The organism is Leucobacter sp. USHLN153 (genome assembly GCF_037145615.1).
Taxonomy (GTDB): domain Bacteria; phylum Actinomycetota; class Actinomycetes; order Actinomycetales; family Microbacteriaceae; genus Leucobacter.
Genome location: NZ_JBBCXE010000001.1, coordinates 90,227 through 109,022 on the forward strand (window position 1 = coordinate 90,227; position 18,796 = coordinate 109,022).

Annotated in this window: 16 protein-coding genes; 1 reads left to right on the top strand and 15 read right to left on the bottom strand. The window is 68.1% G+C overall.

Going from position 1 to position 18,796, the window contains the following annotated elements; genetic code table 11:
• Positions 1 to 74: 74 nt before the first annotated feature.
• The gene (gene dapE / locus WFH00_RS00385; protein ID WP_442918769.1) at positions 75 to 1,172 is read right to left on the bottom strand and encodes a succinyl-diaminopimelate desuccinylase; all 1,098 of its coding nucleotides are present in this window, start codon (positions 1,170 to 1,172) and stop codon (positions 75 to 77) included.
• Positions 1,173 to 1,284: 112 nt separating this feature from the next.
• On the opposite strand from dapE, the gene dapD reads away from it, so the two are divergent.
• Positions 1,285 to 2,241 (top strand): 2,3,4,5-tetrahydropyridine-2,6-dicarboxylate N-succinyltransferase, encoded by a 957-nt coding sequence (gene dapD / locus WFH00_RS00390; RefSeq protein WP_336658545.1) that lies wholly within the window; start codon positions 1,285 to 1,287, stop codon positions 2,239 to 2,241.
• Positions 2,242 to 2,278: 37 nt separating this feature from the next.
• Here dapD and WFH00_RS00395 read toward each other — a convergent pair whose 3' ends face one another.
• The 14 genes from WFH00_RS00395 to argC all read right to left on the bottom strand — a co-directional run bounded on the left by WFH00_RS00395 (position 2,279) and on the right by argC (position 18,573).
• Entirely contained in the window at positions 2,279 to 3,937 is a 1,659-nt protein-coding gene (locus WFH00_RS00395) for a transporter (RefSeq protein WP_336658546.1), read from the bottom strand.
• Positions 3,919 to 4,689 carry an ABC transporter ATP-binding protein gene (locus tag WFH00_RS00400; protein WP_336658547.1) on the bottom strand — a complete coding sequence of 257 codons (771 nt, stop codon included), beginning with the start codon at positions 4,687 to 4,689 and terminating at the stop codon, positions 3,919 to 3,921. Before WFH00_RS00400 ends, WFH00_RS00395 begins: the two co-directional genes overlap by 19 nt.
• A gap of 114 nt (positions 4,690 to 4,803) precedes the next feature.
• Entirely contained in the window at positions 4,804 to 6,096 is a 1,293-nt protein-coding gene (locus tag WFH00_RS00405) for a citrate synthase (RefSeq protein WP_336658548.1), read from the bottom strand.
• 160 nt (positions 6,097 to 6,256) lie between these two features.
• Complete coding sequence (gene dapC, locus WFH00_RS00410) at positions 6,257 to 7,372, bottom strand: succinyldiaminopimelate transaminase (RefSeq protein ID WP_336658549.1); 1,116 nt, start codon at positions 7,370 to 7,372, stop codon at positions 6,257 to 6,259.
• 3 nt (positions 7,373 to 7,375) lie between these two features.
• Complete coding sequence (gene fdxA, locus WFH00_RS00415; protein ID WP_336658550.1) at positions 7,376 to 7,696, bottom strand: ferredoxin; 321 nt, start codon at positions 7,694 to 7,696, stop codon at positions 7,376 to 7,378.
• Positions 7,697 to 7,763: 67 nt separating this feature from the next.
• The gene (locus WFH00_RS00420; RefSeq protein WP_336658552.1) at positions 7,764 to 10,289 is read right to left on the bottom strand and encodes a glycoside hydrolase family 65 protein; all 2,526 of its coding nucleotides are present in this window, start codon (positions 10,287 to 10,289) and stop codon (positions 7,764 to 7,766) included.
• Positions 10,286 to 10,990 (bottom strand): HAD family hydrolase, encoded by a 705-nt coding sequence (locus tag WFH00_RS00425; protein ID WP_336658553.1) that lies wholly within the window; start codon positions 10,988 to 10,990, stop codon positions 10,286 to 10,288. Before WFH00_RS00425 ends, WFH00_RS00420 begins: the two co-directional genes overlap by 4 nt.
• A gap of 21 nt (positions 10,991 to 11,011) precedes the next feature.
• Positions 11,012 to 12,010, bottom strand: a complete 999-nt coding sequence (locus WFH00_RS00430) for a carbohydrate ABC transporter permease (protein WP_336658554.1) — start codon at positions 12,008 to 12,010, stop codon at positions 11,012 to 11,014.
• Positions 12,007 to 13,356, bottom strand: a complete 1,350-nt coding sequence (locus tag WFH00_RS00435) for an ABC transporter permease (RefSeq protein ID WP_336658555.1) — start codon at positions 13,354 to 13,356, stop codon at positions 12,007 to 12,009. The genes WFH00_RS00430 and WFH00_RS00435 overlap by 4 nt, the downstream gene beginning before the upstream one ends.
• 6 nt (positions 13,357 to 13,362) lie before the next feature.
• The gene (locus tag WFH00_RS00440) at positions 13,363 to 14,697 is read right to left on the bottom strand and encodes an ABC transporter substrate-binding protein (protein ID WP_336658556.1); all 1,335 of its coding nucleotides are present in this window, start codon (positions 14,695 to 14,697) and stop codon (positions 13,363 to 13,365) included.
• Between the two features lie 205 nt (positions 14,698 to 14,902).
• A complete protein-coding gene (locus tag WFH00_RS00445) occupies positions 14,903 to 15,424 on the bottom strand; it encodes a prepilin peptidase (protein ID WP_336658557.1) in 522 nt (173 codons plus the stop codon).
• Positions 15,425 to 15,447: 23 nt separating this feature from the next.
• Positions 15,448 to 16,350 (bottom strand): acetylglutamate kinase, encoded by a 903-nt coding sequence (argB, locus tag WFH00_RS00450; RefSeq protein ID WP_336658558.1) that lies wholly within the window; start codon positions 16,348 to 16,350, stop codon positions 15,448 to 15,450.
• 7 nt (positions 16,351 to 16,357) lie between these two features.
• Positions 16,358 to 17,515, bottom strand: coding sequence for a bifunctional glutamate N-acetyltransferase/amino-acid acetyltransferase ArgJ (gene argJ / locus WFH00_RS00455; protein ID WP_336658559.1), 1,158 nt, complete (start codon positions 17,513 to 17,515; stop codon positions 16,358 to 16,360).
• Positions 17,512 to 18,573 (bottom strand): N-acetyl-gamma-glutamyl-phosphate reductase, encoded by a 1,062-nt coding sequence (gene argC / locus WFH00_RS00460; protein WP_336658561.1) that lies wholly within the window; start codon positions 18,571 to 18,573, stop codon positions 17,512 to 17,514. Before argC ends, argJ begins: the two co-directional genes overlap by 4 nt.
• Between the last annotated feature and the right edge of the window lie 223 nt (positions 18,574 to 18,796).

Below are 18,796 nucleotides of genomic sequence, written 5' to 3' on the forward strand. Positions count from 1 at the left end.
GATGAGTACCATTTTATCGGTTTCGGCAACGTCAAAGCCAACGACGCGGCGTCATGACGCGCAACCTGAGGTGTTCAGGCGTCGATTCCGTTCGTCAACCACGCTCGCAGGGCCGCCGCGCTCGACTCGATCTGGGCGATCGGGACGCGCTCATCGTCGGCGTGCGCGAGTAGCGGGTCGCCGGGGCCGAAGTTCACCGCCGGGATGCCGAGCGCCGAGAAGCGGGAGACGTCGGTCCACCCGAACTTCGCCTTCGGTTCCTCCCCCACCGCGTCAACGAAGCGGCGTGCAAGCGGCGCGTCGAGGCCTGGGCGTGCGCCCGGGGCGCCGTCGACGATCTCGATCTCGTCGGCATCCGCGAAAAACTCGCGCACGAAGGCCGCGGCGTCGTCCACGCTCCGGCTCGGGGCGAAGCGGTAGTTCACCTCGATGGCGCACAGATCCGGGATCACGTTGCCCGCGACTCCCCCATCGACGCGCACGGCATTGAGCCCCTCGCGGTACTCGAGACCGTCGACCACGACGCGCTCGGGTTCGAAGGCGGCGAGACGCGCGAGCAGGGCTCCGGCGCGGTGGATCGCGTTCACGCCCATCCAGCTCCGCGCCGAGTGCGCACGCTTGCCCCGCAAGATCACGCGCGCCCGCAGCGTGCCGTTGCAGCCGCCCTCGATCGTGCCGTTCGAGGGCTCACCGAGGATCGCGAAGTCCGCGACGAAGAGCTGCGGGTGGTTGCGCATCGCGCGACCAAGCCCGCTCAGGCTCGACGCCACCTCCTCGTGGTCGTACCAGATCCAGGTCAGGTCGACGGCGGGCTCCGCGAGCTCGACGGCGAGCGCCAGCTGCACCGCGACGCCGGCCTTCATGTCGACGGTGCCGCGACCCCAGATCATCAGCTCGTGCGTCCCCTGCTCGGTCGTGTCGCGCACGGGGAGATTGTCGTTGATCGGCACGGTGTCGAGGTGTCCCGCGATGGCGACGCGTCGCTCCCTACCGAGCTCCGTGCGCGCGATGAGGGTGTCGCCGTCTCGGGTCACGGTCAGATGGGGAGCGTACTCACGGAGGCTGACCTCGACGACGTCCGCGATCCGCTGCTCATCGCCGGAGACCGACGGGATATCGCACAGTTGCCGCGTGAGCTCGACGGGCCCGACCCGCGGATCGAGGGCTGACACGGACTCCGAATTCGCTCTGCTGCTCACCGCTCCAGCCTATGCGCTGCGAGTCGGTGCCGCGAAGAGACCGTGCCGCGACGCGAGCGTGCAGCGCGGCGATACGATGGGAGCCATGACTGATTCCCGACTCGCCTGGGCCTGCGGCATCGCCACGATCGCGGCCGACGGCACTGTTCTCGACGCTTGGTTCCCCCATCCCGCGCTCGGTGCGCGCCCCGAGGATCGCGATCCGCACATCGCCCCCGCCGACCTCGGCGATCTCGTCGGCACCGATGAGGCGCGAGGGGTCGAGCTCAGCTTCGTGAACGTCGAGATCGACCTCGACGCGGCGCCCGCCTCGACCGAAGACGCGTACCTGCGCCTGCACCTCCTCTCGCACTGCCTCGTGCGCCCGAACGAGCTGAATCTCGACGGCATCTTCGGCCGCCTCCCGAACAACGCCTGGACCAACGCGGGCCCGATGCAGCCGGAGATCTACGCGGAGCGACTCCCCCAGCTCAAGCGCGCTGGCATCACCTCGGTCGGCGTCGACAAGTTCCCGCGCCTCACCGACTACGTCGTGCCGGAGGGCGTGCGAATCGCTGACGCATCCCGCGTGCGGCTCGGCGCTCACCTCGCCCCCGGCACTACGGTGATGCACGAGGGCTTCGTCAACTTCAACGCGGGCACGCTCGGCGCTTCGATGGTCGAGGGTCGCATCTCGCAGGGCGTCGTGGTCGGCAACGGCTCCGATATCGGCGGCGGTGCCTCGATCATGGGAACGCTCTCGGGCGGCAACACGCAGCGGATCGCGGTCGGCGAGCGCGCCCTGCTCGGCGCGAACTCCGGCATCGGCATCTCGATCGGCGACGACTGCGTGGTCGAGGCCGGTCTGTACGTCACCGCCGGAACGAAGGTGCAGCTGCCTCACGGCACCGCCGCCGCCCCCGACGTTGCCGTCGAGGTGAAGGCCGCGGAGCTCTCGGGCGTCGCAAAGCTGCTGTTCCGTCGCAACTCGCGCACGGGCGCGGTCGAGGCGCTCCCGCGCGAGGGCGCCGGCATCGAGCTGAACGCGGCGCTGCACGCTTAATTTCCTCCTGTGGACGACGGCGCGGGCGAGCGAACGGCTACGCCTGCGCCGTCACCCGCGCAAGGAGATCGGGGGCGCGGCGGTCGAAGATCGCGGCTCCCCAGCGGATCCCGCCCCAGCACGCTGCGGCACCCGTGATGAGCCCGACCGCGAGAGTCGTCCAGATCCACAAGGCGTCTCCCGTAATGCCCGCAACGATCGTGAACGCGACCGTCGGGAGCGAGATGACCGTCAGCGCGCCGTACGAGCCCGCCATTCCCACGAGGCTCAGCATGCCCGCGCCGGGCTTGGAGGCGAACGGGTTGTCGCCGGCCTGCGGAACCGGCATCACGAAGATCGCGGAGCAGACGCTCGCGACGCCGAAGCCGCCGAGGGTCACCACCGCGACCAGCCCGAGCAGGGTTGGGAACTGGTCGAAGCGCCCGACGATCGCCGTCGTGACGATCGCGACGAGCAGGATCAGCGGCACCGCGATCAGCGCGTTCGCCCACACGCGGCCCGCGCGATCATCCCGGCCCCGCACACCGCGGAGCACGTGGAGCGAGAAGGCGGTGCCGTCGTACGACACGTCCGTGAACGTACCGAGCGCGAGGAGCGCGGCGACGACCACCGTCGAACCGGGCAGCATGATCGGCGCCTCCGTGGAGCCCGCGAGAAAACCGAACACGACCGGCAGCACGAGCACGACGATGAGGCTCTGCAGGTAGCGGGGGTCGCGCAACCAGTAGGTGAACGCGCGCGCCGCGATCGCGCCGCGGGGTGTCGCCGGAAAACGCCCGAACCATCCGGTCCCCTCGCGGGCCGTCGCGCGAGACCCCTCCGAAGCACCGGCGAGGCTGACGCCGTAGAGACGCGCCCATATCAGCCACAGCGCGGCGACCGTCGCGAGTGCGATGAGCACTTTCGCGAGCGCCTCGAGAACGTGGCCCTCGGCGAGCGCCGCGGGCGCGGCCCACACCGCACCGAGCGGCGACCAGCCGAAGCCCTCGGCGATCCCCGGCAAGTGATCCGCGAATGCGGTGACACCCTCCCGCAATCCACTGAGGATCGGCCCGACGAGCACCAGCGCCAGCAGCACGAGCCCGCCGATCATTTCGCGGAAGCGTCGGTGACCCGCGGCCCGGGTCATCGCGGTCACGACGACCTGGCACGCGAGCACGCACGTCATCGCTGCAACGGGCGCGAGCACGATCGCAGCGATCAGGGCTCCAGGGTGGCGGATCCACACAATCCCGGTCGCCACCGCGAGCAGCAGCGTGACGATGCCGGGAACGCCGAGCAGGCTCGCCACCGCGATACCTGCGCGCTGCACCGATGCGCGCATCGGGGTGAGCACGAGCCGACTCGGATCGAGCGTGCGGTCCATGCCGGTCGAGAGGATCGGCGCGATGCCCCAGCCGAGCACCAGTGCCGACCCGCCGAGCACGAGCACCGTGCGGGCCAGCGCCGGATCGCTGAAGGCGAGTGCGCCGAGGCCGACCACGACAAGGCTGAGCACGCTGAGGCCGTACAGCCCACCCAGGATCGCGCCGACGAGCTGCCAGGTGTGTCGCCGCAGCGTGTTTCCCATGACGAGGAAGCGCAGGCGCACGAGCGTCCAGATGCGCGCCCACGCCCCGGAGCGCGGGACGCCTACACCCTGCTCAGCCGGTGCCGTCCGCGGCGCCGGCCCCGGAGTCAGGACTGACTCAGCCACGCCGGGCCCTCCGTCACTGAGCGCCCACCGACCAGCTCGACGAAGCGCTCCTCGAGGGTCGCGCTCCCCCGCACCTCCTCGACGGTGCCGGCGGCGAGCACGCGGCCCGCGGCGATGACGGCGACGCGGTCGCACATCCGCTCGACGAGGTCCATCGAGTGGCTGGACACGATCACTGTTCCACCGCCCCGCACGAAGCTCTGCAGAATGTCACGGATGTTCGCGGCTGAAACCGGGTCGACCGACTCGAACGGCTCGTCGAGCACGAGCACCCTCGGCGCGTGGACAAGCGCGCACGCGAGCGCGATCTTCTTCGTCATGCCGGCCGAGTAGTCGACGACGAGCGTGCGGCCGGCGCCCGCGAGATCGAGCAGGTTCAGCAGATCCGCACATCGCCGTGCGACTGTCTCGCGGTCGAGGCCCGCGAGGAGGCCCGTGTAGGTGATGAGTTGCTCGCCTGTGAGGCGGTCGAAGAGCTTCGCGCCATCAGCCAGCACACCCACGAGCTGCTTCGCCTCGAGTGGCTGCGCCCAGACGTCCACCCCACCGATGAGCGCCTGGCCCGCATCTGGTCGAAGCAGGCCGGTCGCCATTGACAGTGTCGTCGTTTTCCCCGCTCCGTTCGGGCCGACGAGTCCGAAGCACGAGCCGGTCGGGATGACGAGCGAGATCCCGTCCACCGCGACATGATCGCCGAAGCGTTTTGTGAGACCCCGGATTTCAAGGGCGGGCGGATGCTGCACTGAGTCCATAACTTCAACCCTAGCCGCCCGTGTCGCTCGGCTCGAGGAAGGCCCGTGAACTGAACAGCGACCCCAACGCGCAGTGCGTCGGGGTCGCTGTTCGAAGCTGCTGTGCGAAACCGTTTAGCGGTTCAGGTGGCGCTCTTCAGAGCCGATGTAGAGCTGCTGCGGGCGCCCGATCTTCGTCTGGCCGTCTTCACGAGCCTCGCGCCACTGCGCGATCCAGCCCGGGAGACGACCGATGGCGAAGAGCACGGTAAACATCCGCGTGGGGAAACCCATGGCCTTGTAGATGACGCCCGTGTAGAAGTCGACGTTCGGGTAGAGCTTGCGCTCCTTGAAGTAGTCGTCCTCGAGCGCGATCTGCTCGAGCTCCTGCGCGAGGCCCAGCAGCGGATCGTTGACGCCGAGCTCCTCGAGCACCTTGGCAGCGCTCTCTTTGACGATGCGAGCGCGCGGATCGTAGTTCTTGTAGACGCGGTGCCCGAAGCCCATGAGCTTCACGCCGTCTTCCTTGTTCTTGACCTTCTCGACGAACGTCTGCACGCTCTGGCCGGAGTCACGGATGCGCGCCAGCATGTCGAGCACGGCCTCGTTCGCACCGCCGTGCAGCGGACCGGAGAGCGCGTTGATGCCCGCGGAGACCGAGGAGAACATATTCGCGCCGGTGGACCCGACGAGACGCACGGTCGAGGTCGACGCGTTCTGCTCGTGGTCCGCGTGAAGAATCAGGAGCTTGTCGAGCGCGTCGACGAGCACGGGGTTCATCTCGTACTTCTCGGCCTTGTTGCCGAAGTTCAGTCGCAGGAAGTTCTCGACGAAGTTCAGATTGTTGTCGGGGTACAGGAAGGCCTGACCGATGGACTTCTTATGCGCGTAGGCCGCGAGCACCGGGAGCTTCGCGAGCAGGCGAATGGTGTTGACCTCGACGAACTCGGGAACCGCGGTGTCGAGCGAGGACTCGTAGTACGTCGACATGGTCTGCAGTCCGCCCGAGAGCACCGCCATGGGGTGGGCCGTGTGGGGCACGCCCTCGAAGTAATAGCGCATGTCCTCATGCAGCAGCGTGTGACGACGAATCTCCTCGTCGAACGCACCGAGCTCATCGGACGTCGGCAGCTCACCGTAGATCAGCAGGTACGCGACCTCGAGAAAGGTCGACTGGCGGGCCAGCTCCTCGATCGGGTAACCGCGATAGCGGAGAATGCCTTCGTCGCCGTCGATGTAGGTGATGCGGGACTTCGTCGACGCGGTGTTCACGAAGCCGTAGTCGAGCGCCGTGTACCCGCTCTGCTTCGTCAGCGAACTGACGTCGATCGCCGAGTGCCCATCCACGGCCTCCACAATCGGAAGCTCCGCGGTGCCGCCGGGGAAGTTCAACTTGGCGGTAGCCGGGCCCTGCGTCGATTCGGTCACGTTGTCTCCTCGTGAGGTCTCAATGCTGGCGCTGCGTCGGATCAGACTCGGCCATTCCTATCACCCTATCGGCTCCTAGGAGCAGTCAGGGAGGGGCGCATGAGTGTCGCCCTCGGCACAGAATATCTTGATGCGAAGCAAAAAGTCGATTCGAGGTTCGTCATGCAGCAAGCGTGGCCGCGGCGCGAATGCGCTCGGCTGCGGCGGCAATATGGGCGTCCGCTGCGGTCAGCGCGAGCCGCACGTGATTCGGCGAATGGTCTCCGTAGAAATGCCCGGGACCGACGACGATGCCCAACCTCGCTAACTCCTCGACCGCCTCCCACGCGTCGACGCCGCGCGTCACCCAGAGGTACAGCCCCGCAGAGCTGCCCTCGACCCGGAACCCCGCGTACTCGAGCGCCGAGCGCAGTGTTTCGCGGCGTACACGATAGCGCTCTCGCTGCTCGGCAACGTGCTGCTCGTCACGGAGCGCCGCTACCATCGCGGCCTGCACCGGCGCCGGCTGCATGAGTCCGGCGTGCTTCCGAACGGTGAGGAGCTGCGCGATCAAGTCGGCGTCCCCGGCCACGAATGCCGCGCGATAGCCTGCGAGGTTCGACTGCTTACTGAGCGAGTAGGCGCTCAGAACTCCACGATGATCGTCGCCGACCACGCGCGGGTCGAGAATCGACGGGATCCGCTCGCTGTCCCAGGGAGCGTCCCAGCCGAACTCCGCGTAGCACTCGTCCCCCACGATCACCGCGCCGAGCTCGCGCGCGCGCTCTACCGCTGTCCGCAGGGCCGCGACGTCGAAAACTCGCCCGTCCGGGTTCGACGGCGAGTTGATCCACACGAGCTTCGTGTGCTCCGGCCACTCCGCGGGGTCATCCGCGGCCACCGCGTCTGCGCCGACCAGCGCCGCACCCATGGCGTAGCTCGGATACGCGATCCGGGGGAACACGACCGCTTCGCCCGCGCCGATGCCGAGCAGAAATGGCAACAGCGCGACAAGTTCTTTGGAGCCGATCGTCGGCAGCACGGCCCCCGGCTCCACCGTGACGCCCCGTCGGCGCTCGAACCACTCCGCGATCGCCTCGCGCAGCGGCACGGTGCCCGCGGTCGCGGGGTACCCATGAGCTTCCGTGGCGTGTGCGAGCGCTTCGCGCACCGCCGCCGGCGTGGGATCGACCGGAGAGCCCACCGAGAGGTTCAGCGCACCCTCGGGGTGCTGCGCCGCGAGGGCCGCGTACGGCTCCATCGCATCCCAGGGGTACTCGGGTAGCGGATCGCGCATGACCTACTCGCCCTGAGGCGGGAGGGCGGCGATGATCGGATGGTCGAAGTCGTAGACCCCGACCTTGGCGGCTCCGCCGGGCGACCCGATCTCATCGAAGAACTCGACGTTGGCCTTGTAGTAGTCGGACCATTCCTCGGGCAGGTCGTCCTCGTAGTAGATCGCCTCGACCGGGCACACGGGCTCGCATGCGCCGCAATCCACGCACTCGTCCGGGTGAATGTAGAGCGAGCGCTCGCCCTCGTAGATGCAGTCGACCGGGCACTCGTCCACGCACGCGCGGTCTTTGACATCCACGCACGGAAGAGCGATCACGTAGGTCACGGGGCCTGCCTTTCACTCGAGAGACGCCGAGGCATCGGCGCGATCCAGTCTACTCTTCGCTCGAAGGTCAGCCTGTGACCGGGCGGGTCGGAATCGCCGTCGTGACGACCGGCACCTCCACCGTGAGATTCGCCATCGGGTCCTCGTCCCCGTCGCGAGGCAGGATGCCCGCCGACAGCCCCGCGAACGCCCCGAGGTTCGGCCCCTGATCCGCCATTACGACCTCGACTGGCGCGCCGGGCGCGATCCGCACATCGCTGTCGCGCACGCGCACGACCACCGGCTTTTCTCCCTCGAGCAACGTAAAGATCATCCGCTCTCGCTCGAGGCGCACCTCGAAGCGCTGACCGCGCCACTCGAGGCGGAACTCGAGGGATCCCCAATGGTCGGGCAACCGGGGATCGAAGCTGAGCTGCCGACCGGCGTCGCGCATCCCGGCGAACCCCTGTACGAGCGCCATCCACACGCCGCCCGTCGAGGCGATGTGCAGCCCGTCCGCAGCGTTGTGATGCAGGTCGTCGAGATCGACCCGAAGCGCGTGCTCGAAGTAGCGATAGGCGAGGTCGCGGTAGCCGACCTCTGCGGCCACGATCGACTGCACGACGGCCGAGAGCGTCGAGTCGCCGGTGGTCAGGGCGTCGTAGTAGTCGAAGTTTCGGCGCTTCTGCTCCTCGTCGAACTCGTCGCTCGCGAGCAGCATCGCGAGCACGACGTCAGCCTGCTTGAGCACCTGGAAACGGTAGATGACGAGCGGGTGGAAGTGCAGCAGCAACGGTTTCTGCTCAGGCGGAGTTGCTGCGAGATCCCACACCTCGCGCTCCAAGAAGTGCGCGTCCTGAGGATGGATACCGTGATCTTCGGAGTACGGCACCGCCATTCCGTCGGCCGCCCGCTCCCACGCGTCGATCTCTTCCGGCGTGAGATTGAGGCGATCGGCGAGCACGCCGTACTCCTCCGGCGCCTCAGCCGCGATGCGACGCGCGACCTCCACCGCGAAGCGCAGGTTGAAACGGGCCATGACGTTCGTGAAAAGATTGTCATTCACGACGGTCGTGTACTCGTCGGGCCCGGTGACGCCGTGAATGTGGAAGCACTCCACCCCGTCGGCCCCGCGCCGCCAGAACCCGAGGCTCGCCCAGAGGCGCGCGGTCTCGATCGCGACATCCGACGCACCCGAGAGCACGTACTCGAGGTCGCCCGTCGCCGCGACGTAGCGCGCGAGCGCGTAGGTGATGTCGGCGTTGATGTGGTAGCCCGCGGTGCCCGCCGCGTAATAGGCGCTCGCTTCCTCGCCGTTGATCGTGCGCCACGGGAAGAGTGCACCGTTCTCGTTCAGCATGGCAGCGCGCACGCGCGCCTGCGGCAGCATCCGCTGGCGCGCTCGAAGCGCGTTGCGCGCCCAAAACGGCGAGGTGTAAGTGAGGAATGGGAGCACGTAGATCTCAGTGTCCCAGAAATAATGACCGCTGTAGCCTGAGCCGGTCAGTCCTTTCGCCGGGATCCCTCGGCCGTCGGCGCGGGCGGAAGCTTGCGCCACTTGGAACAGATTCCAGCGGATCGCCTGCTGCACTCCAGGCTCGGCATCGACTCGCACGTCGCTGCGATCCCAGAAGGCCGCGAGGTATTCGCGCTGCCGCTCCCATCGAACGTCGCGGGGCTCCGCCGCCGCGCTGTTGAGGGAGTGAATGCAGCGATCGAGCATCTCTGAGAGCGCCGCGGTCGCCGAGTGATGATACGCGGAGGTCTTCACGATCTGCACCGTGCGCCCCGCCCGAGCCGTGCCCTGGTAGACGTGACGGACGCGGTCGTGCGACTTGTCGATGCGGTGACGCCACTCGTCGTCAGTGCCGCTGTCGAAGTGGTGGTCGACTCCCACGCCGAGCGTCATTCGCGAATCGCGCACGCGGAAGCTGAGCACTGAGCGGTCGCCGCTGTGCACGGCGGGCCCCGGGTCGAGGATTCGCTCGGTGAACTGGTTCGTCTGGCGCGGGTCGAAAGTGTCGGCGGGGCCCTCGGTGTGCACCCGACCGAGATCCTGCCGGTTCACGATGAGGCTGCTAACGGTGACCTCCGCGTCGGCGTCGAGCACCGTGACCCGCATCTCAATCGTCGCGAGATGCCTGGAGGCAAACGACACCATGCGTCGGGTTTCGACGCGCACCCGTTTGCCGGTCGGCGTGAGCCACAGCAGGGTTCGCGTGAGCGTTCCCTCGCGCAGATCGAGCACACGGTGGATGTCGAGGATCTCGGAGGACTGGAGGTTCAGACGCTCGTCATCGACGTAGATGCGGATGGTCTTCGTGTCCGGCACGTTGACGATGGTCTGCCCGTGCTCGGCGAACCCGTAGGCATTCTCGGCGTGCTGAATGCGCCAGGTCTCGTGGAGGCCATTGAGGAACGTGCCGTGGCTCCCGAGAGGGAGGCCCTCCTCGTAGTTGCCTCGCATCCCGAGGTACCCGTTGGCGAGCGCGAAGATCGACTCGTCTTGCCCCGCGAGCGCCGGGTCGATGCCGCGAGACACGAGACGCCAGGGGTCGTCGCCAAAGTCCCTTCGCAGTTCCGTGACCGGTCCGTCGAACGACTCGTGGCTCATGCCAGTAACTCCTCCAAATCTGCAACGACGATATCTGCGCCCGCGGCCATGAGCGCCTCTCGCCCAGCGCCGCGATCAACTCCAACAACCAGTCCGAACCCGCCCGCGCGGCCGGCCGCGACACCCGACTCGGCATCCTCGAACACGGCCGTGCGCTCGGGTCTCACCCCCAGCAGTTCGGCCCCGCGCAGGAACGTGTCGGGCGCCGGCTTCCCGGCCAGCCCCTCGCGCGCGGCGACGATTCCGTCGACGACGGCGAGGAAGCGATCGCGGAGGCCAGCGGCGCGAAGCACGGGCTCCGCATTGCGGGAGCTCGACACCACCGCAAGCGGGGCGCCCTCCCGCGCGAGCTGATCGAGGAGACGCAGTGACCCAGGATACGCTGCGATGCCATCCCGCTCGAGCACCTCGACGAAGGCGCCGTTCTTGCGATTGCCGATGCCCCGCACCGAGGTGAAACCGTCGTCCGATTCCTCGCCGAGCGGGAACTCGATCCCGCGCATGGCGAGCAATGCGCTTACGCCAGCGAAGCGAGGACGCCCGTCGAGGGACGCGAAATACTCGCGGTCCTCGTAGGGCGTCTCTCCGCGTGCCGCGAAGAACGCATCGAACGTCTCCTGCCACGCTCGCCGGTGCAACTCGACCGTCGGCGTGATCACGCCGTCCAGGTCGAACAGGTACGCGTCGTACCGATCGATCACCCGGTACTCCCCTTCCAGATTCTACTTTTGCGAGCCCGCGAGGAGCGCCTGCACGAAATACCGCTGGAACGCGAAAAACACTATCAGCGGAACGATCATCGACAGGAAGGCCCCGGCCGAGAGTACGTCGATGTTCGCTCCGAATTGCCTGAGTTGCGATTGGATCGCGACCGTCAGGGGCTGGGAACTCTGGTTGGTGAAGATGAGAGCGATGAGCATGTCGTTCCAGGTCCAGAGGAACTGGAAGATCGCGAGCGATGCGATCGCGGGGAGCCCCAGCGGCAGCATGATCCTGAAGAAGATCAACCAGTCGCGCGCACCGTCGATCCGCGCTGCCTCGAGCAGTTCCTCGGGAACCTGCGCGAAAAAATTCCGCAGGAGGAAGATCGCGAACGGAAGGCCGAATGCCGTGTGGAACAGAATGACGCCGACCACGCTCCCGAAGATTCCCATCGACCCGAATAGCCGGGCGAGCGGAATCAGCGCTACCTGCAGCGGCACCGCGAGCAGCACGATCACGGCGATGAAGAGCCAGTCGCGTCCCGGGAATCGGAGCCAGGCGAACGCGTACGCCGCGAGCGCGCCGATGATCACGACCAGGATCGTGGTGGGCACCGTAATCACGATGGTGTTCCAGAGCGAGCCCGTGATCGTCGAGTTGCTCAGCAGATTGACGTAGTTCTGGAGCGTGAGTTCCGCCGGTTTCGTGAGCACGGTCCACCACCCGCTGGACGCGTTATCCCCGGCCGAGCGGAATGAGGTCAGGAGCAAGCCCACCGTCGGCACGAGCCAGAATATGGCGACGATCACGAGCAGCAGGTGCACGAGACCGCTGCTCGCCACGCGCGCGATGCGGGCACCCCAACTCTCCGTGCGGCGGCGCCCCGCCGGGCCGGGAGGGCGGGTTCCCGAACCGGCGGACTCGAGGCGGGGCTTCGCGGCCGAAGCCGCCGCTCCATGCGCCGCGCGCCCCGCGACCTCCGCGTCTCCCGTGACCGGGTGTTCAACTTGAGTCGTCATCGTCCACGCTCCGATCGGAATCGACGTACGTTGAGAATCATCGACGGCAGCACGAGGATCAAGAGCAGAATCGCGAGCGCCGAACCGAGACCCTGGTTACTCCCGCCGCCGAACGACACGGTCCACATCTCCACCGCGATCACGTTCGCCGCGGGCTTCGAAGCGCCCGGCGGAATCACATACACGAGGTCGAAGATCTTGAGCACGTTGATGATCAGGGTGACGAACACCACGAGGAGCACGGGCGCGAGAAGCGGCGCCGTAATGCGTGTGAACACCTGCCACTCGTTCGCACCGTCCGTGCGCGCGGCCTCCTGCAGTGAGCGGTCGATCGCTGACAGGCCCGATGCGATCATGACCATCGCGAAGCCCGCCCAGATCCAGACGTACGACAGGATCACCACGACGTTGATCCACGAAGCGCTGAGCCACGAGACGCCCGCAGCGCCCTCGTCGAAGTTCGATGATGGCAGCGCGACCCGATACGAAGACCCCGCTTCGAGACCGTCGATCGTGAAGGTACCGCCGGCCCCGGTCGTCGCGTAGCCGCGGATCGACCCGTCGGCGTCGACGGCGTCGACGCGCACCCCCTCGAGGCCGGTCTTTCCGGGCTCGAGCTTTCCATCGGTGCCGCCACCGCCGCGGATGACGTCGAGGAAGACCGTTCCCGAGATCTGCGTGTCACTGGCGGCAGGCGCCTCCTTCGCCTCCGCTGAGCCCTCGGGGAGCGCGCTGCGCTTGATCCCGATGAGCGGGAAGTTCTGGCTCTCGCCGCTGGCGACCTCCTGCGAGGACGCGATGATCCCCTTGTCAGCTTCGATCCCAAGGCCATCGCGCGGCTTCGCGCCGGGGTAGCTCGCCTGATCCGTGAAGATGCTCTGCACGCTCGTGATCGCCGCGTTCACGACGCCGAGCTGCGGGCTCTCCTGGAACATGCCGCGGAAGATCACGCCAGCCGCGAGCATCGAGATCGCCATCGGCATGAACACGATGAGGCGGAACGCCGTCTTCCAGCCGATCTTATCGACGAGCACGGCGAGGATCAGGCCGATGATGGTCACCGTTACCGGGGCGACAACCACCCAGATGAGGTTGTTCCGGATGGCCGTGAACGTCGTGTCGTTCGTGAACATCGTGACGTAGTTCTCCCACCCCACGAACGCCGAACCCGAGCGGTCGAAGAAGGAGCGGATCACCGTGTAGACGATGGGATACACGACGAGCGCGCCGAGCGCCAGCAGCGCCGGGCCGAGGAACGACCCGACGAGGAGCCACTGGCGCAGCCGGCTCCGATTGCGCACGCTCTCTCCGCGAAGCGCAATCGGAACCGTCTGCGTACGAGACATTGCCGGTTATCCGTCGTAGGCGGAAGCGGCCGCGTCTTCGAGACGCTTCGCCGCACCGTCGACGTCATCGGGGTTCTGGTAGAAGGAGATCATCTCCTGCCAGAAGCCCTGACCCGGGGTGCCGCCGAAGGCGCTCGGTGCCAGGTCCGACATATCGAAGCGGAAGTCCTCAGCGCCGGTCAGCGCCTCGGCGATCTGGCGCGAGGTGTCGTCCGGGTACAGCGAGGTGTCGACCGCCGTGTTCGGAGAGGTCAAGCCACCGTTCGGCACCCAGATCTCCGCGGCCTCTGGAGAAGCGAGGAAGGCCATGAGCGCGTTCGTCGCCTCATCGTCGTCGAACTGCACCGCGACGTCGCCGCCGCCGACCACGGCCGGGGCCGAATCGTTGATCGACGGGAAATCGTAGAACAGTGCGTTCTCGCCGACCGTCGAGTTGCCGTCCGCGGCGATGTTGCCCGCCACGAAGTCGCCCTCGAACACCGTGCCGGCCTGCGGGTCAGCCCCGAAGACCTCGGTCACGCTCGTCGGGAAGTCGCGCTGGTCGCCGCCGGGCTGCACGAGGTCGCTCCCCCACAGCTCGCCGAGCACCTTCAGCGCTTCCTTGACGGAGTCGTCGGTCCAAGGAATCTCGTGTTTCGTGAGCTGGTCGTACTTCTCGGGGCCCGCCGTGCGCAGGTACACGTTCTCGAACCAGTCGGTGAGCGGCCACCCCACGTCCGCGCCGATCGAGATGCCGGCATAACCCGAGTCGGAGACCAGACCGAGCTGATCCATGAAGCCATCCCAGTCCTCGGGAGCTTCAGCGCCGGCCTCATCGTAGATGTCGGCGTTGTACCAGACGGTCGACTTGTTCGCCGCCTTGAACCACACGCCGTAGAGCTCGTCGTCGACCGAGCCGAGGTCTACCCAGTCCTCCGAGTAGTTCTCCTCGACGGCCTGCTTCGCGTCGTCCCCGACGGGCTTGATGTCACCGTCGGCTGCGAGCGACTGCATGAGCGCGGGCTGGCCGATCACCGCGACGTTCGGGGGTGTGCCGCCCTCGAGCTGCCCGCTGATGTAGGTCGGGCCGTTGTCGCCGAAGCTCGTGTACGAGACGTCCGCCCCGGTTTGGCGGCTGAACTCGTCGAGCACTTTCTCGAAGTTCTCCTGCTCCGCTCCGGACCACGCCGCCGCAACGCTGAGCGAGGTGCCCTTGAACTCGTCGCCCGCGGGGGCGTCGCTGCCGCCCGCGTCGCCGCCTCCCGAGTCGCCGCCGGAGCACGCCGTGAGCAAGAGCGCTGCCGCGGCTATTCCTGTGGTGGCGCGCAACACTCGGGAGCGCGCGAATCGTGTGGTGTGCATAAGAACTCCATCCGACCGATGCCTAGCCAGCGCGGGGGCTCCGCGCCGGTGGACGAAATCACGGAGCAAGTCGCCCCAGGGGGGACTCGCGGAGGTGACTTCGCCTCCGCGGCTCACGCTAACGGAGACCGCCGACACTGCGGCAGACCCTTGCGCGCGCACCTCGAATCAGGAATGATCGGCACATACGGGAGCCATGGGGAGTTCAGAAAACCCAGATCACGAGCCACGCCGCCGCGCACGCGCACGGAGCGAAGGCTGGCGGCCGCACTCCTCGGCCCGGCAAGCGGCGGATCGCGAGGCCCCACACCGCCGCGCCGGCGAAGGCCAGCAGCACGCCCGCGAACGCGGCCTGCCAGCCACCCGCGAAGCCGACCACCGCGCCGAAGAGCGGGGCGAGTTTCACGTCCCCGCCGCCGATGCCCGCGGGCGCCCAGCGCCACAGCGCGAAGAAGAGCGCACTCAGCCCCACGGACACGGCGAACATGTCGAGGAGGCGGCCGGGGCTTCCGGCGCCTCCGCCCGCGTGGGCGGCATCAGCATCAGTCGCCCACGCGCACCCGGCGCTCGCGAGGAGCAGCGGCAGCGTTGTGACGGTCGCGAGGAGCAGCAGCCTGTTCGGCAGCCGTCGCGTCCGCACATCGACGATCGAGAGCGCGACCGACCAGACGCCGAACGCGCACAGGCCCGCGATTTCGAGCAGAGCTTCGGCGCCCGCCCAGTCCATGCCACCTCCCGAGGCCCTCGGGTCTAAGGGGTGACCTCGGTGCCGATCCCGTGCTCGGTGAAGATCTCCAGCAGCACCGAGTGCGGCTCGCGGCCGTCGATGATCGCGGCCTTCGACACCCCGCTGTGCACCGCGTCGAGGCACGCGTGCATCTTCGGAATCATGCCGGTCTCGAGGCTCGGCAGCAGCTCCTCGAGCTCGCCCGTCGTGATCGACGAGACGAGCGAGTCGCGATTCGGCCAGTCGGCGTAGAGCCCCGCAACGTCCGTCAAGATGACGAGCTTCTCGGCCCCGAGCGCGCCAGCGAGTGCGCCAGCAGCAGCATCGGCGTTCACGTTGAGGGACACCCCGGGGTGATCCGCGTCGGGTGCGATCGAGGAGACCACCGGTATCAACCCCGCCTCGAGCATCGCGAGCACCGGCTCCGGCCGCACCTCGACGATGTCCCCCACCAGACCGAGGTCGGCGTGGCCGTCGGCAGTCTCGACCGGCGGGCGGCGGCGACCCACGAAGAGCCCCGCGTCCTCCCCCGTCGTGCCCGTCGCGATCGGGCCGTGCGCGTTGATCGCATCGACGAGCTCGGGGTTCACCTTGCCCGTGAGCACCATGCGCACGACGTCCATCGTCTCGGGCGTCGTGACGCGGTAGCCGCCCCGGAATTCGCTCTCGATGCCGAGGCGCGCGAGCATCGCGTTGATCTGCGGGCCGCCGCCGTGCACGATCACCGGGTGGATGCCGGTATGCCGCAGGTAGACGACGTCCTCCGCGAAGTCGTGCAGCAACTGCTCGTCGACCATCGCGTTCCCGCCGAACTTGATCACCATGATCGTGTCGCGGAACTTCTTCAGCCAGGGCAGGGACTCGATCAGCACCTCCGCCTTCGCCGAGGCCTGGGCATGGTCGAGGGTCTTCGTCGTCGTGGACATGCAGCTCCTAGCTCGAGTACGCGCTGTTCTCGTGCACGTAGTCGTGCGTGAGGTCGTTCGTGCGGATGGTCGCGGCGTGCTCGCCGGCGAAGAGATCGATCTCGACCCGCGTGCGTCGGGGTGTGAGGTCGCACTCCTCGACCGGGCGGTCGGGGGCGCCGGCGTGGCAGAGGCGCACGCCGTTGAACGAGACGTCGACCTGGTACGGATCGAACGCGGCCTCGGTGGTGCCGATCGCGGCCAGCACGCGGCCCCAGTTAGGGTCGTTGCCGAAGATCGCCGCCTTGAAGAGGTTGTTTCGGGCAACGGATCGCCCCACCTCGACCGCGTCCGCCTCCGACGCCGCTCCGCGCACCTCGATGTCGATGTCGTGGCTCGAGCCCTCGGCGTCGGCCTGGAGCTGCGCCGCGAGGCTGTCGCACACGGCGGCGAGCGCCTCCGCGAACTCAGCCTCGTCGGGGATCACTCCCGATGCGCCGCTCGCGAGGAGCGTCACCTGGTCGTTCGTCGACATGCAGCCGTCGGAATCGAGGCGGTCGAAGCTCCGCGAGGTCGCGCCGCGCAGCGCGCGGTCGAGGGCATCGTCATCGAGCAGCGCGTCGGTCGTGATGACGACGAGCATGGTCGCGAGCCCGGGCGCGAGCATGCCGGCGCCCTTCGCCATGGCGCCGATCGTCCATCCCGCGCCGCGGTGCACCGCGGTCTTCTCGACGGAGTCGGTGGTGAGGATCGCGGCGGCGGCGCTCGTGTCGTCGGCGTCGAGGGCCGCTGCGAGTGCGGGGATGTTCTCGACGATCTTGTCTCGGAACGCCTGATCCCCCGTGCCGATGAGCCCCGTCGAGCAGACGAGCACGCGCTCCGCGTCAGCCTCCCCGGTCGCGGCGGCGACTGCCTCCGCGGTGAGCCTCGTCGTCTCGTAGCCGAAGTCTCCGGTGAAGCAGTTCGCGCCGCCCGAGTTCAGCACGATCGCGCTCGCGGCGCCCCCCTGCGCCGACATGCGGCTCCACAGGATCGGATTGGCCTGCGCTCGGTTCGTCGTGAAGACGACGGCGCTCGCGCGTTCGGGGCCGTCGTTCACGACGAGGGCGAGATCGGGCTTGCCGGTGCTCTTGAGTCCCACGGCGATGCCTGCGGATCGGAAGCCCTGGGGCTCGGTCACGGTCACGGTGCAACTCCATTCACGGAAAGTCCGGTGTCTTCGGGAAGGCCGAGGGCGATGTTGGCGGACTGGATCGCCGCACCAGCGGTGCCCTTCGCCAAATTATCGAGGGCTGCGACGATCACCGCGCGCCCCGCGGCCTCGTCGACGGTGACGCTCATGAGACACGTGTTCGCGCCCAGAGTGTCGGCGGTGCGGGGTTGCACGCCCTCGGGAAGCAGCTGGACGAACGTCTCGTCGGCGTAGGCGCGCTCCCAGGCCACGCGCACCTCTGCCGCGCTCACGCCGGGCACGACCCGGGCGGTCGTCGTGGCGAGGATCCCCCGGCTCATCGGTACGAGCACGGGGGTGAAGCTGATCGTCGGTTCCTCGCGCGCGCCCGCACGGCGGAGCGACTGCTGGATCTCCGGGATATGGCGGTGGGTGCCGCCGACCGCGTACGGATTCGCCGTTCCCATGAGCTCCGCGCCGAGCAGGTGCGTCTTCGCGGCCTTGCCCGCGCCCGAGGGACCGACGGCGAGCACCGACACGATGTCGCGCGGCTCGATGACGCCCGCGGCGACCCCGGGAGCGAGCGACAGCGCCACCGTGGAGGCGTTGCAACCGGGCGCCGCGATCCTCGTCGCCCCGATCAGCGCCTCGCGCTGCCGACCGAACGTACCGTCGCCGTTCGCGATGACGAGCTCGGGGACGCCGTAGCTCCACGCGCCGTGGTGCTCGCCGCCGTAGAACGCGGCCCAGTCCTCGGCGCTCGTGAGCCGGTGGTCGGCGCCGCAGTCGACCGCGAGGCCCACCTGCGTCAGCTGCTCGGTGAGCGCGCCCGAGGCGCCGTGCGGCAGCGCGAAGAAGACGACGTCGTGCCCGTCGAGCACCTCGGGGGTCGTCTCCCCGAGCGTCAGGTGCGCGAGGGATCGCAGGTGCGGCTGCGACTCGATGAGCGGTCGGCCCGCGGAGGAGTGCCCGGTGACCGTGCGAATCTCGAACTCGGGGTGGGCCGCGAGCAAGCGCAGCAGCTCGCCTCCCGCGTACCCGCTGGCTCCCGCCACAGCGACGCTGATGGTCATCGACTCCCTCTCCCGCGGGCGGCACGCACGCGTGCTCCTATTCAACCACTCGCGAAGGCTCCGCTTCGCACTCGCATGCTTAGCGCCCCGCGCGCTCGCCCGCCCTGAGCTCGCGCCCCCGCGCGCCCGCCCGGAACCGGCACCCCGCTCACGTCCCCCTGCAACACCGCCAAAAGTGCACTTTTGGCGAGAAAACCGGGGTGGAGAGCGCGCAAATTGAGCT

What these genes read in the sequence shown, in the direction of transcription:
- argB (WP_336658558.1), bottom strand. Translation starts at nt 16,350, where the DNA reads ATGTCCACGACGACGAAGACCCTCGACCATGCCCAGGCCTCGGCGAAG.
- WFH00_RS00435 (WP_336658555.1), bottom strand. Translation starts at nt 13,356, where the DNA reads ATGTCTCGTACGCAGACGGTTCCGATTGCGCTTCGCGGAGAGAGCGTG.
- WFH00_RS00445 (WP_336658557.1), bottom strand. Translation starts at nt 15,424, where the DNA reads ATGGACTGGGCGGGCGCCGAAGCTCTGCTCGAAATCGCGGGCCTGTGC.
- dapC (WP_336658549.1), bottom strand. Translation starts at nt 7,372, where the DNA reads ATGCGCGATCCGCTACCCGAGTACCCCTGGGATGCGATGGAGCCGTAC.
- argC (WP_336658561.1), bottom strand. Translation starts at nt 18,573, where the DNA reads ATGACCATCAGCGTCGCTGTGGCGGGAGCCAGCGGGTACGCGGGAGGC.
- WFH00_RS00430 (WP_336658554.1), bottom strand. Translation starts at nt 12,010, where the DNA reads ATGACGACTCAAGTTGAACACCCGGTCACGGGAGACGCGGAGGTCGCG.
- WFH00_RS00440 (WP_336658556.1), bottom strand. Translation starts at nt 14,697, where the DNA reads ATGCACACCACACGATTCGCGCGCTCCCGAGTGTTGCGCGCCACCACA.
- dapD (WP_336658545.1), top strand. Translation starts at nt 1,285, where the DNA reads ATGACTGATTCCCGACTCGCCTGGGCCTGCGGCATCGCCACGATCGCG.
- WFH00_RS00420 (WP_336658552.1), bottom strand. Translation starts at nt 10,289, where the DNA reads ATGAGCCACGAGTCGTTCGACGGACCGGTCACGGAACTGCGAAGGGAC.
- WFH00_RS00400 (WP_336658547.1), bottom strand. Translation starts at nt 4,689, where the DNA reads ATGGACTCAGTGCAGCATCCGCCCGCCCTTGAAATCCGGGGTCTCACA.